Origin of the sequence: Pseudomonas sp. KCJK8993 (genome assembly GCF_046230915.1) — a bacterium.
Lineage (GTDB): Bacteria > Pseudomonadota > Gammaproteobacteria > Pseudomonadales > Pseudomonadaceae > Aquipseudomonas > Aquipseudomonas piscis.
Genome location: NZ_JBJJLO010000069.1, coordinates 18880 through 34606 on the forward strand (window position 1 = coordinate 18880; position 15727 = coordinate 34606).

Consider the following 15727-nt stretch of genomic DNA (forward strand, 5'->3'; position numbering starts at 1 on the left):
TGCAACGGCTTCAGGGCTGTGGCAAGGCGGGGCCGGGCAAGTGCAGGAGGACGAAGTCGTTCTTGTCGAAGCGTGCGCTGAGCGCCGGTTTCAGTCCGGCCAGGGGACTGCCTTGCAGGTCGGCGAGGTCATCCTGGTCGAGGATGATCCAGGCCGGCCCGGCCATCTGCTCCAGCGCCGCGGCCTGGTCGGTGAAGCGCGGCTGCAGGTCGCGGTCCAGGTTGACCATGAACTTGATCGCCTTGGCGTCCTTGCCCATGCGGTGCAGGACCAGCGGCGCCGGCTGCTCCTCGATCAGGCGCAGCGCCGCCTGGCTGAAGGCCCGGGTGTCGTAGAGCCGGTGCTGGACGGGTTCGAACACCCCGATGTAACAGGCCCAGACCGCCAGCACAGCGCTGTAGGCCAAGCCCACGGCGCGCCACTGGCGCTTGAACAGCAACGCCAGGGACAGCAGTTGGAGCAGCCCCAGCACCACCAGCATGGGAGTGAGGCTGGTCAATTGGTCGGGGAATTTGCGCCGCAACACCACCAGGCCCACCATCAGCAGTGCCGGCAATAGCAGCCACAGGCCCTGGATCAATCCGCGCAGCCAAGCCATCGGCCGGCCGCCATGGGCCTGGAACGGATAGCTGGCGATGATGGCCGCCATGGGCAGCATCGGCAGCAGGTAGCGCGCCTTCTTCGCCTGGGGAATCGACAGGCCGATCATCACCACCAGCGCCGCCGCGGTGCTCCAGCGCAGCAGCCTGAGGGCCGGGCTGGCCGGTTCGCCCGAGCGGCCCAGCAGCACGGCGACCCAGGCCAGGAGCGCCAGCGGGTAGGCCAGGGCGTAGTTGCCCAGGGAACTGGTGAAGTAATAGAAGACATCACTGGAGCCTTCGCTGCCGTCCATGCGCCCCATGAACTGCATGCGGATCACATCGTCGACGAATGCCTGGCCGCCGCTGAGCTTGGCCAGCCACAGCAGCAGGGCAACGCACGCCGCCAGTAATCCGAGGGCGCTGAAGCCGAAGCCGAACAGGCGCCGCCACTGGCCTGCCAACAGGTAATAGCTGCATAGCATGCCGGTGGGGATCACCAGGCCGATGGGTCCACGAATGGCGAAACCCACTACCAGCAACAGCAGGATCCAGCCCAGGCGCCGGGGCGCGGCGAAATGGTCATGGGCGTAACCCAGGTAGAACACCGCCAGGGACACGGCGGCGAGCATCTGGTCAAGGGATACCGCGCGGGTTTCGCTGATGAAGGTATTGCTCAGCAGCAACAGGGCGATGCTCGACAACGCCCAGGTGCGAGAGTAGGGCGCCAGCAGGCGATAGAGCAGGCTGACGATCAGTGCCGAGGCGATGGCCGTGGGCAACCAGGCGGTGAAGCTGGTGACCTGCCCGCCGGGAAGCGAGAACAGCCACACCAGCAGGGTCGAGGCGCTGGTGTAGTCGGCATAGGGCTCGCCGTAGGTGGTGGGGAAGAACCCCGGGCCATGGCGCAGCATTTCCTTGGCGAACAGGACGAACCGGGAATCGAAGCCGATCGCCGACTGATGGTCGGCGCCGGCGCAGAACAGCAGCAAAGTCAGCAGCCCCAGCCCCAACGATTGCCAAAGTAATGTGTTCGAAGGGGAGCTGGAGTGCGTGCTCATTCAGGCCTCGGCGGACCACTGCTGATGGGGGATCGGCAGGTTGCGCGATTCGCCGCGACCGATCGGGAAGTAAGTGAAGCCGTTACGGGCCAGGCGTTCGGCGTCGTACAGGTTGCGGCCGTCGAAGATCACCGGCGCCTTGAGGCGCTGCTGGATCAGCTCGAAGTCCGGGGCCTTGAACTGCTGCCACTCGGTGCAGATGATCAGGGCGTCGGCGCCGTTGAGCACCGACTCCGGGGTGCCCATGAGCATCAGGCGCGACTCATCCGGGTACAGGCGCTGGGTTTCCTGCATGGCTTCCGGGTCGAAGGCCCGGACCTCGGCGCCGGCGGCGAACAGCGCATCGAGCAGCACCCGGCTCGGGGCATCGCGCATGTCGTCGGTGTTGGGCTTGAATGCCAGGCCCCACAGGGCGAAGGTCTTGCCTTTCAGGTCGCCCTTGTAGAACGCCTTGATACGCTCGAACAGCTTGTGCTTCTGCCGCTCGTTGATGGCTTCCACCGCTTGCAGCAGGTCGCTGGAGCAATGGGCCTGCTCGGCGCTGTGGATCAGGGCGCGCATGTCCTTGGGGAAGCACGAGCCGCCATAGCCGCAGCCAGGGTAGATGAAGTGGTAGCCGATACGAGTGTCGGCACCGATCCCCAAGCGTACCGACTCGATATCGGCCCCCAGGTGCTCGGCCAGTTCGGCGATCTGGTTGATGAAGCTGATCTTGGTCGCCAGCATGCAGTTGGCGGCGTACTTGGTCAGCTCGGCGCTGCGCAGGTCCATGAACATGATGCGGTCGTGGTTGCGGTTGAACGGCGCATACAGGTCGCGCATCACGTCGCGTACTTCTTCGCGGGCGCAACCGATGATGATCCGGTCCGGGCGACGGCAGTCGGAAACCGCCGAGCCTTCCTTGAGGAATTCCGGGTTGGAGACGATATCGAATTGCAGCGGACGACCGTCCAGGGCTTTCTCGATGTGGGCCTTGAGGGTATCGCCGGTGCCTACCGGTACGGTGGATTTCTCCACCAGGATCAGCGGCTGCTCACGGTGGCGGGCCACGGCATCGCCCACCGACAGCACGTAGCGCAGGTCGGCCGAGCCGTCTTCGCTCGAGGGCGTGCCAACGGCAATGAACAGCACCTGGCCGTGTTGCACCGCGAGTTTCTCGTCGTGGGTGAAGTGCAGGCGCTTGGCCTCGAGGTTTTCCTTGACCAGGCTCGCAAGCCCGGGTTCGAAGATGCTCACGTGTCCTTGTTGCAGCTGTTTGACTTTTTGCTCATCGATGTCCATGCAGATGACATCGTGGCCGACTTCAGCCAACACGGCAGCCTGTACGAGGCCGACATAACCACTTCCAAATACACTGATTTTCATGGGGTATTCCTGGGACTTGTCGCGGGTGCAGATCGAGAGTTGATGGTGATGACCCCGAGGATGACCAAGGCCACCCCAAGGGTTTTGGAAAGCGTGAACGGCTCGTTGAACAGCGGCAGGCCGGCGGCGAGCAGGTAGACCAGCGCATAGCTGATGCTCAACAGCGAATAAGCCCGGCCCAGTGGCAGGTCGCGCAGGGCCAGCAGCCAGCAGAGCATCGACAGGGCATAGGCGAAGATCGCCGCGACGACTACCGCCAGGGCGGCCAGGTCGACGCTGCCGTTACCCAGGGCCTCCAGCCACTGCTGGGGCGCGGGCAGGCGCGTCATGCTCCAGCGCATGGCCAGTTGTGCCCCGCTGACCAGCACTACGCTGCCCAGGGCGAAGGCGAAGCCCTTGGCCCGGCTCATGCGTGACGCCCCAGCAGCACTACGCCGCCGATCACCAGGGCGACCCCCAGCCAATGCTGGCGGTCGATGGGTTCGTGGAAGACGAAACGGGCAACCAGGGTGACCAGCACGAAATTCAGGCTGAGCATCGGGTAGGCCACACCCACTTCCATGCGCTGCAATACCAGCAGCCATACCAACAGGCCCAGGCCGAGGCTGAACAGGGCCAGCCACAACCAGCCCGAACGCAACTTGGCCAGCAGGTCCGAGGGCTGGTCGCGCCAGCTTTCCACGGCGAATTTCTGTGCCACCTGGCCCAGGCAGGTGAGCCCGCAGGCCAGCAATAGCAGCAACAGGCTCATGGCTGGCTCTGGGGAATGATGAAGATCACGATATTGCCCTGGGCATAGCGCTTGGCATCCGGTGGCAGGAGCTGGACTTCATGCTCTTCATCGCTGCTCTTGACCCGCATGACCACGCCCACGGGGCCTTGCTTGCGAGCTTCGGCTATCCACGGCTGGACCTGGTCCAGGTCGACCTTGCGCTGGGCCGAATCGTCATAGGCCAGGCCGTACTTCAACTCGCCCTCGGTGTTGTACAGGGTCACGTCGCTGCGGCGCAGGCGCCAGGCCAGGGCCGATGCCGCGCCCAGATCGTTGCTCAGCAGGTTCTTGGATGCGCTCAGCTCAGCGACGTGATCGATGATGAACTGATCGGGAATCTTGTTGTAGACCACCGAGTTGGGCAGGGCCGCCGGGGCCAGCGCCACCAGCAGGAAGCTGCCCAGGGCCGGGGCAGCCCACAGGGTCGACGGACGCATGGCCGCCAGCAGGTTGCTGAGGATCCAGCCCAGCAGCAGGACGTACACCAGCACCAGGTGCTGCGGTTCATCCACGTACACCGGTTTTTTCAGCTGGAAGTACACCAGCGCCAGGAGCCCCAGCAGGCCCGCCAGCAAATTGAGCAGGCCATTGAGACTGATGAGGCGCGTCTGCTTGTTGCCCAGGCGATCCATCAGGGCATTGCCCATCAGCAGCGCCAGAGGCAACAGGCACGGCAGGATATAGGCGGGCAACTTGCCCTTGCTCAGGCTGAAGAAGGCCAGTGGCAGCACCAGCCACAACAGCAGGAAACCGCTACTGCCCAGGCGCCGCTGGTGCCAGGCTTGTTTGAACGTGGCTGGCAGCAGCATGACCCAGGGCACACTGAAAGCCACCAGCAATGGCAGGTAGTACCACCATGGCGAGGCGTGCTGGGCATCTTCACCGGCGAAACGGCGAATATGCTCGTGCCAGAAGAAGAAACGCCAGTAGTCCGGCTCCTGGGCATGTACCGCCAAGGCCCAGGGCAGGCTGATGAGGACCGCGACGAGTACGCCGATGCCACCCAAGACCAGCAACGAGCGCAGGCGTTTCTGCCAGATGGCGTAGGGCAGGGCCACCAGCACCGGCAGCAACCAGGCCAGGAAGCCCTTGGTCATGAAGCCCATGCCGCAGGCCAGGCCCAGGACTACCCAGGCCAGCAACTGTCCGCGGGAAGTCTTGCAGTCGAACGTGAACCACAACGCCACCAGGCTCAGGTTGACCCAGAAGGTGAACTGCGGATCGAGGTTGGCGTAGCCGGCCAGCAGCGCCACGACGGTAAAACTCATGTACAGCAAGGCACTGGCCACAGCCTTGCGTGAGTCGTTCCACAAGCGCATGGCCAACAGGTAGGCCAGGACCACGCTCAGGCCGGTGCTCAGGGCCGAGGCCAGGCGCACGCCGAACAGGTTGTCACCGAACAGCGCTTGGCCGATGGCCATGAACCAATAACCGGCCACCGGCTTTTCGAAGTAGCGAATGCCCATGAAATGCGGCGATGCCCATTGACCGCCATGGAGCATTTCCTGGCTGATCTGCGCATAGCGCGTTTCATCGGGAATCCACAGGCCATGGGTGGCCATGGGCAGGAGGTAGAACAGGCCGAAAGCGACCAGCAGCAGCGACAGGGCCCAGCGTCTGCTCATGCTCCTTGCACTCCCAGCCAGCCTTCGCGGCCTTCCAGGGCGCCGCGTACCACCTGGCCTGCCGGCAGGCTGGAGATATCCGCCGGGAGCAGGTCTCCCAGGGGTTGGAAATGAATGTCGCGCTGCTTGGCACTGGCCAGCAGCTGGCGGAAGTCATTGGCCATCAGAATCCCTTCTACTTCGGCGTGGATGGTGTAGACATTGAGCTTGCCTGGCTTGAACCGGTCGAGGATGAAGGCGTTGAAATCAGCGCTCGACACCACCGGGCCGACGACTTCGTCGAAGGTCGGCAGGTCTACCGGAATCTGTGGCGCGCCCAGGCCGCCGTCCGCCAAGCGTGGCTGGAACAGGCTCTGGCCGCGGCAATCGCTGTTGTAGCGAAAGCCGAATTGTTGTTTGGCTTCGATGACCCGCTCATCGGCACGCCAACCGGCGGATGCCGAGCAGCTCACCGCTTGCCCGAGAATATCGTTGAGGCTGTCGACGCCACGGCGGATCTGTTCGATCAGCTGGGCCTGGCTCCAGCGTCCGGTGTTGGCCTGCCAGCCGTGGTGATCCCAGGCGTGCAGGCCGACTTCATGCCCGGCAGCCAGGGTCTGGCGCATCAAGTGCCCCAGGTCCCGGCCGATGGGTTTGCCTGGCCAGGCGGTGCCGGCCAGGAGAATGTCCCAGCCATACAGGCCGGCAGCATTGGACCGCAGCATTTTCCAGAGGAACTGCGGACGGATCAGGCGCCACAGGTGGCGCCCCATGTTGTCCGGCCCGACGCTGAAGAAGAACGTGGCCTTGACCCCGGCTTCATCCAGCGTTTCGAGCAGCCGTGGCACCCCCTCCCGGGTGCCGCGGTAGGTATCGACATCAATGCGCAGACCTGCCTGCATCAGCGTGCTTCTTCTTTGGCGCGATCGGCGATTTCCAGCATGGCTTCGCGCAGGAAGAAGTCCAGGGTGTTGCCGATGGTCTGGCTCATCTCCACGGTCGGTTCCCAGTCCAGCAGGCGCTTGGCGTTCTCGATGCTTGGCTTGCGGTGTTCCACGTCCTGGTAGCCGGCGCCGTAGAAAGCCTTGCTTTCCACTTCGCGGAAACCGGCGAATGGCGGGAAGTTGCCACGCAGTGGGTGGGCCTCGAACTGACGCAGCAGCTCTTCGCCCAACTGGCGGATGCTGGCTTCGTTGTCCGGGTTGCCGATGTTGATGATCTGGCCGTTGCAGCAGTCGTTCTCGTTGTCGACGATGCGGGCCAGGGCCTCGATGCCGTCGGCGATGTCGGTGAAGCAGCGCTTCTGCTCGCCACCGTCGAACAGGCGGATCGGGGTGCCTTCCACCAGGTTGAGGATCAACTGGGTGATGGCCCGGGAGCTGCCGATACGTGCCGAGTCCAGGCGGTCCAGGCGCGGCCCCATCCAGTTGAATGGACGGAACAGGGTGAAGTTCAGGCCCTTGGCGCCGTAGGCCCAGATCACGCGGTCCAGCAGTTGCTTGGAGACCGAGTAGATCCAGCGCTGCTTGTTGATCGGGCCGACGATCAGGTTGGAGTTGTCTTCGTCGAAGTTCTTGTCCTGGCACATGCCATAGACTTCCGACGTCGACGGGAAGATCACCCGCTTGTTGTACTTCACGCAGTAGCGGACCAGCTTGAGGTTCTCTTCGAAGTCCAGTTCGAATACGCGCAGCGGGTTACGGGTGTATTCGATCGGGGTGGCGATGGCCACCAGCGGCAGCACCACGTCGCACTTCTTGATGTGGTACTCGATCCACTCGGAGTGAATGCTGATGTCGCCTTCGACGAAGTGGAAGTTCGGGTGGCTGCGCAGGCGCTCGATGGCGTCGCAGCCGATGTCCAGGCCGTAGACTTCGTACTTGTCGTCGCGCAGCAGGCGCTCGGACAGGTGGTTGCCGATGAAACCGTTGACCCCCAGGATCAGCACCCGGGTCCGACGTGGCTTGCGGCCGGACTCGGCGCCGCGCAGCAGGGAGCCGTCCACCAGGCCCAGTTCGTTGGCCAGTTGCGGGCCGCTCAGGTACAGGCCGTTGGCGTTGCGCTGGCCGGAGGTGATGACCAGGGAGTCTTCGCCACAGGCGATGCGCAGCGGATCGACGCTGATGACCCGGCCCGGAGCCTGGCCTTCGTTGCCCTTGGCCACCTCGGCGCTCCAGACGATCAGCTTGTGCTCACCGACGGCGCAGAAGGCGCCAGGGTAGGGCTGGGTCACGGCACGCACCAGGTTGAACAGTTCTTCGGCCGGGCGTTTCCAGTCCAGCTTGCCGTCCGCGGCGGTACGCCGGCCGAAGTAGCTGGCTTTGGATTCATCCTGGACGGTTTCGCTGATCTTGCCCTGGGCCAGTGCCGGCAGGGTGTCGCGCAGCAGGCTGGCGGCGGCATCACGCAGCTTGTGGTGCAGGCTCAGCGCGGTGTCGCTGCGCTCGATGGCCACGCGTTCCTGGGCGATGATCGCGCCGGCATCGGCGCGCTTGACCATGCGGTGCAGGGTCACGCCGGTCTCGGTCTCGCCTTTTACCAGGACCCAGTTCGCTGGGGCGCGGCCACGGTAGCGGGGCAGCAGGGAGCCGTGCAGGTTGAACGCGCCCTTGCTGGCGGTGGCCAGCAGCTGCTCGCTCAGCAGGTTGCGGTAGTAGAAGGAGAACAGGTAGTCGGGATTGAGCTTGGCGATGCGCTCGATCCACAGCGGGTGGTTGGCATCCTCCGGGGCATGCACGGCGATACCCTTGCGGGCGCACAGTTGCGCGACGGAACCATAGAAGGTGTTTTCCTTCGGGTCATCGGCATGGGTGAACACCGCGGCGATCTCATAACCTGCGTTGAGCAGGGCTTCGATGCCAGCACAGCCAATATCGTGGTAGGCGAAGACGACAGCTTTATTGCTCATTGGGAGACCTGATCAGTATGGGTGGAAGTTAAACCGTCGACAGTCACAACCGGGGCCGGAACCGCCGGGTGGCTGCGCAAGACTCTTTCGATGAAGAAGCGTGGGCGGGCTCGCACGTCGCTGTACATGCGCCCCAGGTATTCACCCAAAAGGCCCATGCCGATGAACTGGCCGCCGGTGAACACGAAGAGCACCGCGAACAAGACGAAGGTGCCGTCGCCAGCCCAGGTCGCGCCGAAGATCAACCGCAGGACGATCAGCATCAAGGCGAACAGCGCGCCCAGGCCGGCCATGCCGAAACCGATGATGCTCAGCAAGCGCAGGGGCGTGGTGGTCATGCAGGTGATCAGGTCGAACATCAGGTTGACCAGGCGCATCGGGCTGTACTTGGAGTCGCCGTGCTCGCGCTCGGCGTGCTCCACCAGCACCTCGGTGGTATGCCGGGCGAAGCTGTTGGCCAGGATCGGGATGAAGGTGCTGCGCTCGGTGCAGGCCAGCATCGCGTCGATGATGGTTCGGCGATAGGCACGCAGCATGCAGCCGTAGTCGCTCATGGCGACCCCGGTGGAGCGCTGCACCGCGAGGTTGATCAGCTTCGACGGCCAGCGGCGGAAAGCCGAATCCTGGCGGTTGTTGCGCACGGTGCCGACCACGTCGTAGCCCAGTTCGGCCTGGGCCACCAGGCGTGGAATCTCTTCCGGCGGGTTCTGCAGGTCGGCATCGAGGGTGATCACCACATCGCCGCGGCACTGCTCGAAACCGGCCATGATCGCTGCGTGCTGGCCGTAGTTGCGGTTGAGGATCACCGCCACCACCGGGCTGCCTTCGCGTTCGGCGGCGGCTTGCAGGATGTTGGCCGACTCGTCGCGGCTGCCATCGTCCACCAGGACGATTTCAAAGTCGTGCTTGAGCAGGCGGCAGGCCGCTTCGGTACGTCGCAGGAGCTCGGGAAGGCTCTGTTCTTCGTTGTAGACCGGGATGACGATCGACACGAACTGAATGGGATAAGGTTTCAAGGGGGTCAGTCCAGGAGGTTTTCAATGGCGCCGGCGACCCGCTCGACATCGTCGAGGGTCATGTCCGGAAACAGTGGGATCGAGCACAGCCGCGCGGAGTTCCACTCGGTGTGCGGCAGGTGCACGTCGGGGAAACGCTGGCGGTAGTAGGTGTGCATGTGGGTCGCGATGAAGTGGATGCCGGTGCCGATGTTCTGCTCCTGCAGGCCCTTCATGAAGGCTTCGCGATCCAGCCCGCAACGCTCGGCATCGATGCGCAGGATGAACAGGTGCCAGCTGTGCTGCTGCGGATACTGCGGCAGGTGCAACGGTTGCACCGGCAGGCCGGCCAGGCGCTCCAGGTAGGCCTTGGCCAGGACTTCGCGACGGGCGTTGATCGAGTCCAGGCGTTGCAGTTGCACCAGGGCAATGGCGGCGTTCATGTCCGCCAGGTTGTACTTGAAGCCGGGCTCGATCACCTGGGCCTGGGGCTTGCGGCCATGGGTCAGGCGGTCGTAGGCGTCCACGCCCAGGCCATGGAACTTGAGCATGCGCACCCGGTTGGCCAGGGCCTCGTCATCGCTGACGAACATCGCGCCCTCGGCGCAGGTCATGTTCTTGATCGCATGGAAGGAGAAGATCGCCGTGCCCCGGGCGCCGATCTCGCGACCGCGGTAGGTGGTGCCGGCGGCATGGGCGGCGTCTTCGATCACTGCGATACCGTGCTTGTCCGCCAGGGCGTAGAGCGGGTCGAGGTCGAAAGCGGCACCCGCGTAGTGCACCGGGATGATCGCCTTGGTCCTGGGAGTGATCGCGGCCTCGATGGTCGCTGCGTCGCTCATCAGGGTGTCGGGATCGACATCGACGAACACCGGGGTCGCCCCCAGCAGGCAGATCATGTTGGCGGTGGAAACCCAGGTCTGGGAGGGGGTGATGACTTCATCGCCGGGGCCGATGCCCAGGGCCAGCAGGGTGATGTGCATGGCGCCGGTGGCCGAGGACAGGGCCACGGCATGGCGGGCGCCGACACGTTCGGCGAAGAGCTGTTCGAGTTCCTGGTTTTTCGGGCCGGTGGTGATCCAGCCGGAGCGCAGAACCTGCTCTACAGCGGCCACCTCTTCGTCGCCAATGCTCGGGCGCGAGAAAGGAAGGAAAGCCTGGTTCATGGTTACCTCGGGTCTACACAATGCGAAAGCTGGGGGTAAGGGTGCAGCGTGCGAACAACGTTCATGGAGCGCGGGGGGCGGTGGTCATCGGGCACATCCGGTTGATTGGGCCAGCGTGGCGTTCCATGCAGCAAATGAGTAAAGACGATGATTGTGAAAAGTAAAGTGGATCAAGGCGTTACCCGTGCAAACTGTGAAACAGCTGCACTAGGCCCCTGGGCCGTCGGTGGCTGAGATTAAGCGCAAAAATGTGAAACGAATATGAAAAAGAAGCCAAAACTCCGTTTTTCTGCGAGCTAGACAGCCAGGGTTCAGTTTTTTGTTAATTTTGTTCATCAATTGGCTGTAGCCGCCAGTTTTAGCGGGTTTAAGGCGAGCAGAAAAGGGTGCCACCCAAGGATTTTTCGCAACTGGTCAAGGCGCTATCAAGTGCAACCGGTTTGTTACATATGTCCATGACTGCGCCCATCGAACAAGCCAGCGAAAACATCGGCGCGACCAATCCCTTGGGCCTGTACCTGGCGCGATTGGCGCCCTCCAGCCAGTCGACCCTGCGCTATGTGCTGCAGGACACGGCCGACCGCCTGGAGTATGAGGACATGAACCTCGAGGACCTCCCCTGGCACCAGCTGCAGCCGGAGCATGTCACCGCCCTGGTCGCGACCTTGCGTCGCGATGGCTACGCTCCCAATACCTCTTCGCTGTACGTCAATGCCCTGCGCGGAGTCATGAACATCGGTGAACCTTGACCTGGCCCAGGTGGACTTCGACCAGCGCAGCCTCGAGGTGCTGGCCAAGGGCAACAAGCAGTTGATCAAGTACGCGCCGGCCTGGGCCTTCCACAAGCTGCAAGCCTGGCTCGACCTGCGCCGCGAACGCCTGCCCAAGGGGCAGGCCGATGATCCATTCCTGTTCAATCGCATTCGCCGCGGCGGCCATATCATCCGTGAACGTATCAGCAAGCATGCCATCTACTCCATCGCTCGGCAGCGAGGAGCCGAGGTGGGCGTGCGGATCACGCCCCATGATTTTCGTCGTTCGTTCATTACTCGGGGGATCGAAGAGCATGACCTGGCGATCGCCCAGAAACTGGCCCATCACACCAATATCCAGACCACCGCCAGCTATGACCTGCGCGACGACAACGAACGTCGTCGCGCCATGGACCGTTTCGACCTGTAGTCCACCGGACTCAGGCCGCCGGCGTGCCGGGGACGAGCTGGCCGGTCAGGTCCCAGACTTCCAGCATCCTGGAGTACTCACAGGCATGGCTCGGGTCGCTCAGTAGCCAGTCCTCGAAGGCCTGGCGTTCCGCGAGGCTGCAGTCGTCCTCGCGCAGGCGGATGCACCAGTGGGCCGCCTGCATCATTACGTACTCATCTGCTGCGTCGGCAGGCTCGGTCATTGTTCAATCCTTGTTCAGAGTGGAGCTCACTGCGCCCGCCATGGGCGGGTATCGCGCCAGTATCAGGCCGAATCGCGTGCGCCGCCAAGGCGTGGCTCAAGTTGCTGTTGTCGCACCCAGGACATGTGCCAGGCCCTGGGTGCAAATCCTTACCCGAGTACCCGGGGCCGGCAGGTGGGGGCCCTGATTGCGTACCGGCACCAGCTGCTCGCCACCGCTAGCGGTGGCCAGGGCGACATTGAGGGTGCAGGTGTTGCCGGCGAAGTCGCAATCTTTGACCACGGCGACGCAACCGGTTGCGACCCCGCTTCCCGGGGCCTCTGGAGCCAGTTGCAATTGCTCGGGGCGCAACATGATCGTGGCTTGGCCCCTGGCAGCCGAATCGCGTACAGGCAGCACGCCGAGGTCGCAGTGGGCCAGTCCGTTGTCCAGGTGCGCCGGTAGCAGCACGGCATCGCCCAGGAACAACGCCGTCTGCGCATCCTGCGGGTGCTGGTACAGCTCCAGGGGAGGGCCGGCCTGGATCAGCCGGCCCTGGCGCATGACTACCAGTTGGTCGGCAAAGGACAAGGCTTCGGCCTGATCGTGGGTAACCATGACCGTGGTCACTCCGGTATCGGCCAGCAGGCGGGCGACGGTCTTGCGCATCGAGGCCCGCAAGCCGGTATCCAGGGCGGAGAAAGGTTCATCCAGCAACATCAACCGCGGGCGTTGGGCCAGGGCGCGCGCCAGGGCCACTCGTTGTTGCTGGCCGCCGGACAGCTCATGGGGCCAGCGTGTTGCCATGTTGGCCTCCAGGGCGACCATTTCCAGCAGTTCAGCGATGCGCTGGCGCTTGCTGTCCTGGCTCCCTGGCAGGCCGAAACCGACATTGGCCGCCACGCTCAAGTGCGGGAACAGCGCGCCATCCTGCGGGACATAGCCGATCAGGCGCTGGTGGGCAGGTACCGCGCCCTGGTCGTCGACCATGACCTGGCCGTCGAGGGTAATGCACCCGCGGTCGGGGAATTCGAAACCGGCAATCATGCGCAAAAGGGTGGTCTTGCCGGAGCCCGAGGGGCCGACGATTGCCGTGCGACTGCCAGAGGGTACGCAAAGGTTGATATCGGTCAGCGCCGCTACTGGGCCGAAGGATTTATGCACTGCATGGAGTTCAAGGGTATTCATCGGCCTGCGCTGCGCCTGGACTGTTGGTAGAGAAGGCCGGTCAACGGCAGTGAAAGCACGATCATCAGCAAGGCATAGGGCGCTGCCGCGGCATAGTCGATTTCGCTGGTCATGGCCCAGAACCCGGTCGCCAGGGTCCGGGTGCCGTTGGGTGCCAGCAGCAGGGTGGCCGTCAGCTCGTTGCTGATGGCCAGGAATACCAGCGCCGCCCCGGCCGCCGCACCCGGGGCCGCCAGGCGCAGGGTGATCCACCACAGGGCCTGCAGCGGTCCACGGCCCAGGCTGCGAGCGATGTTTTCCAGCTCCACCGGGGCCTGGGCGATACCGGCCCGCAAGCTGACCAGCGCCCGGGGCAGGAACATCAGGGCGTAGGCCAGGAGCACGCAAAGGCTGGTCTGGTAAAGCGGCCGGGCGAATTTTACGCTGATGGTCACCAGCGCCAGGGCGACGACGATGCCCGGCAGGGAGCTGCTGATGTAGTTGCAGCTTTCCAGCAACCGCAGCAATGGGCCCGGGGCGCGGATCGACAACCAGGCCAGGGGCAGGGCGACCAGGGTGGTCAGCAATGCGCCGAGGCTGGCCAGGACCAGGGTCTGTTGCAGGCTGGGCAGCAAGTCCGCGCCTTGCCAGACGGCCATCCCGCCAGCCAGCAGCCACTTGCCCAGGGTCCATAGGGGAACGCCCAGGGCCAGGAGGCTGGTGAGTGTCGTCAGCCCCAGGCCGGCGCAGTGCGAAATCGCCTGCAAGCGCATGGCACGTTGTGCCCTGGGGCTGCCGGAGCCGACCCGGGCGTAGCGGGCGTGGCCTCGACTGGCAGACTCGATCGTCAGCAACAGCAAGCAGCACAGAACCAGCACCCCGGCCAGCATATTGGCCGCAGGTCCGTTATAGGTGGACTGGAACTGGTCATAGATGGCGGTGGTGAAGGTATCGAAGCGAATCATCGCGTAGAGGCCATACTCGGCCAGCAGGTGCAGGCCCACCAGCAACGCACCGCCGCCGATGGCCAGGCGCAGTTGTGGCAGCACCACCCGCAGGAACAGTGGCCAGGGCCGCAGCCCCAGGGACTCGGCAACGTCTTCGATAGCCGGGTCGAGCCGACGCAAGGAGGCAGCGACCGGTAGGTAAATGAAGGGGAAATAGGCAATCACCGACACCAGCACGGCGGCCGGCAATCCATGCAGGGCCGGCAGCAGGCTGACCCAGGCATAGCTGTGAACGAACGCCGGCACGGCCAGGGGGGCCACCGCCAGCAAGGACCAGGCCCGGCGCCCCGGCAGGTCGGTGCGCTCTGTGAGCCAGGCCAGGGCCACGCCCAGCAGCACGCACAACGGCAGCGTCAGGGCCAGCAGCAACAGGGTGTTGTACAGCAGCTCCAAGACCCGTGGGCGCAACAGCAGTTGGGCAATGGTCGCCCAGCCGGTCTGGATCGAGATACCGACGACGAACCCCAGGGGCAGCAAGGCCAGCAACGACACCAGCAAGGCCGTTGCCGACAGCCAGGGCACGGCCCCCGGGCCCAGGCCACGACGGCGATAGCCGGCCAGCGTGGTGTCCCGGGCCTTGCCGATATCGGCGGCGTTGGACAGCGACAGGTCGTCGGCCATGGCTTACAGGAGACCGGCCTGGCCCATCAGGTCCACGGCTTTCTTGCTGTTGAGCCTGGCGGCATCGACCTTGGGGGCATCCAGTTCGGCCAGGGGCACCAGTTGCGAATTGGAAGGCGCGCCCTGGCCCACGGCATATTCGAATGAGCGACCGCTCTTGAGTACCTCTTGGCCCTGCTTGCTGGTAATCCACTCGAGGAAGGCCTGGGCCTGTTCCTGGTGTTTGCTGGAGGCCAGTACGCCACCCCCGGAAAGGCTGACGAAAGCCCCCGGGTCCTGGTGCTTGAAGTAGTACAGGGCGGTGTTCTTGCTGTTTTCCCCGGTCTTGGACTGGTCGACGAAGCTGTAGTAGTGATAGATCACGCCACTGTCCACCTGGCCGGCATTGACGGCCTTGAGCACCGCGCTGTTGCCGCGATACAGGCTGGCATTGGCCTTGATGCCCTTGAGCCATTCCAGGGTGGCGGCTTCGCCCTTGAGCTCCAGGACGGCACTGACGATGGCCTGGAAGTCAGCTCCGGCGGGCGAGGCGGCCCATCGGCCTTTCCAGGCCGGTGTTGCCAGGTCCATCAGCGATTTGGGCAACTGGTCGGAGCCGAGCTTGGCCGGGTTGTAGACAAACACGGTGGAGCGGGCTGCGATTCCCACCCAGTTGCCATGGCTCGGCCGGTAAGCGGCACCGACCTGCTCCAGGGTGGTCGGCGCGACCTTGGCCAGCAGCCCGGCGTTATCCACCAGGGCCATGGCCGGGGAGTTCTCGGTCAGGAACACGTCTGCCGGGGAAGCGTTGCCTTCCTGCACCAACTGGTTGCCCATCTCGCTGTCATCGCCATTGCGCAGGGTGACCTTGATCCCGGTGTCGCGGGTAAAACCTTCGACCCAGGCCTTGGTCAGGCCCTCATGCTGGGCGTTGTAGACCAGGATGCCGTCGGCATCCGCCGCCCAGGCATGCCCGGCAGCCATCACGGCGCCGGCGAGCAGGGCGGACTTGAAGATAGAGGGGGGACGAATGGCCATGGTGAAGCAGCTCCTGGTTTTTTGGATGCATCGGTCCGGACCTTGGCTTGGGAAGTCGCCGTTTCACGTTGACCAATAGGAA

13 protein-coding genes and 1 pseudogene are annotated in these 15727 nt (G+C 64.2%); 1 reads left to right on the plus strand and 13 read right to left on the minus strand.

What is annotated here, in order from left to right:
- Nucleotides 1–10: 10 nt before the first annotated feature.
- Genes ACK6AU_RS20375 through arnB form a run of 9 tightly spaced genes read right to left on the minus strand, consistent with a single transcriptional unit; the run spans nucleotide 11 to nucleotide 10449 of the window.
- A complete protein-coding gene (locus tag ACK6AU_RS20375; RefSeq protein ID WP_409301000.1) occupies nucleotides 11–1639 on the minus strand; it encodes an ArnT family glycosyltransferase in 1629 nt (542 codons plus the stop codon).
- On the minus strand, nucleotides 1640–3004 hold the full coding sequence (locus ACK6AU_RS20380; RefSeq protein WP_185699911.1) for a UDP-glucose/GDP-mannose dehydrogenase family protein: 1365 nt from the start codon (nucleotides 3002–3004) through the stop codon (nucleotides 1640–1642).
- Nucleotides 3001–3414, minus strand: coding sequence for a 4-amino-4-deoxy-L-arabinose-phosphoundecaprenol flippase subunit ArnF (gene arnF / locus ACK6AU_RS20385; RefSeq protein WP_185699910.1), 414 nt, complete (start codon nucleotides 3412–3414; stop codon nucleotides 3001–3003). The genes ACK6AU_RS20380 and arnF overlap by 4 nt, the downstream gene beginning before the upstream one ends.
- Nucleotides 3411–3755, minus strand: a complete 345-nt coding sequence (gene arnE, locus ACK6AU_RS20390) for a 4-amino-4-deoxy-L-arabinose-phosphoundecaprenol flippase subunit ArnE (RefSeq protein WP_409301003.1) — start codon at nucleotides 3753–3755, stop codon at nucleotides 3411–3413. The genes arnF and arnE overlap by 4 nt, the downstream gene beginning before the upstream one ends.
- Entirely contained in the window at nucleotides 3752–5401 is a 1650-nt protein-coding gene (arnT, locus tag ACK6AU_RS20395) for a lipid IV(A) 4-amino-4-deoxy-L-arabinosyltransferase (RefSeq protein WP_409301005.1), read from the minus strand. The genes arnE and arnT overlap by 4 nt, the downstream gene beginning before the upstream one ends.
- Nucleotides 5398–6282: a 4-deoxy-4-formamido-L-arabinose-phosphoundecaprenol deformylase gene (gene arnD, locus ACK6AU_RS20400; RefSeq protein WP_409301007.1), complete on the minus strand. Its 885-nt coding sequence runs from the start codon at nucleotides 6280–6282 to the stop codon at nucleotides 5398–5400. Before arnD ends, arnT begins: the two co-directional genes overlap by 4 nt.
- Entirely contained in the window at nucleotides 6282–8288 is a 2007-nt protein-coding gene (gene arnA / locus ACK6AU_RS20405; protein WP_185699906.1) for a bifunctional UDP-4-amino-4-deoxy-L-arabinose formyltransferase/UDP-glucuronic acid oxidase ArnA, read from the minus strand. Before arnA ends, arnD begins: the two co-directional genes overlap by 1 nt.
- Complete coding sequence (arnC, locus tag ACK6AU_RS20410; RefSeq protein WP_185699905.1) at nucleotides 8285–9304, minus strand: undecaprenyl-phosphate 4-deoxy-4-formamido-L-arabinose transferase; 1020 nt, start codon at nucleotides 9302–9304, stop codon at nucleotides 8285–8287. Before arnC ends, arnA begins: the two co-directional genes overlap by 4 nt.
- Nucleotides 9305–9309: 5 nt before the next feature.
- Nucleotides 9310–10449 (minus strand): UDP-4-amino-4-deoxy-L-arabinose aminotransferase, encoded by a 1140-nt coding sequence (gene arnB, locus ACK6AU_RS20415; RefSeq protein ID WP_185699904.1) that lies wholly within the window; start codon nucleotides 10447–10449, stop codon nucleotides 9310–9312.
- Nucleotides 10450–10904: 455 nt separating this feature from the next.
- Here arnB and xerC point away from each other — a divergent pair.
- Nucleotides 10905–11631: pseudogene (xerC, locus tag ACK6AU_RS20420) on the plus strand (tyrosine recombinase XerC).
- Between the two features lie 10 nt (nucleotides 11632–11641).
- On the opposite strand, the gene ACK6AU_RS20425 reads toward xerC, so the two are convergent.
- The 4 genes from ACK6AU_RS20425 to ACK6AU_RS20440 all read right to left on the minus strand — a co-directional run bounded on the left by ACK6AU_RS20425 (nucleotide 11642) and on the right by ACK6AU_RS20440 (nucleotide 15645).
- Entirely contained in the window at nucleotides 11642–11854 is a 213-nt protein-coding gene (locus ACK6AU_RS20425) for a DUF4880 domain-containing protein (protein ID WP_185699903.1), read from the minus strand.
- A 96-nt stretch (nucleotides 11855–11950) separates the two neighbouring features.
- The gene (locus tag ACK6AU_RS20430) at nucleotides 11951–13021 is read right to left on the minus strand and encodes an ABC transporter ATP-binding protein (protein WP_409301010.1); all 1071 of its coding nucleotides are present in this window, start codon (nucleotides 13019–13021) and stop codon (nucleotides 11951–11953) included.
- Entirely contained in the window at nucleotides 13018–14628 is a 1611-nt protein-coding gene (locus tag ACK6AU_RS20435; RefSeq protein WP_409301012.1) for an ABC transporter permease, read from the minus strand. The genes ACK6AU_RS20430 and ACK6AU_RS20435 overlap by 4 nt, the downstream gene beginning before the upstream one ends.
- A gap of 3 nt (nucleotides 14629–14631) precedes the next feature.
- Nucleotides 14632–15645: an iron ABC transporter substrate-binding protein gene (locus ACK6AU_RS20440; protein ID WP_409301014.1), complete on the minus strand. Its 1014-nt coding sequence runs from the start codon at nucleotides 15643–15645 to the stop codon at nucleotides 14632–14634.
- Nucleotides 15646–15727 lie beyond the last annotated feature (82 nt).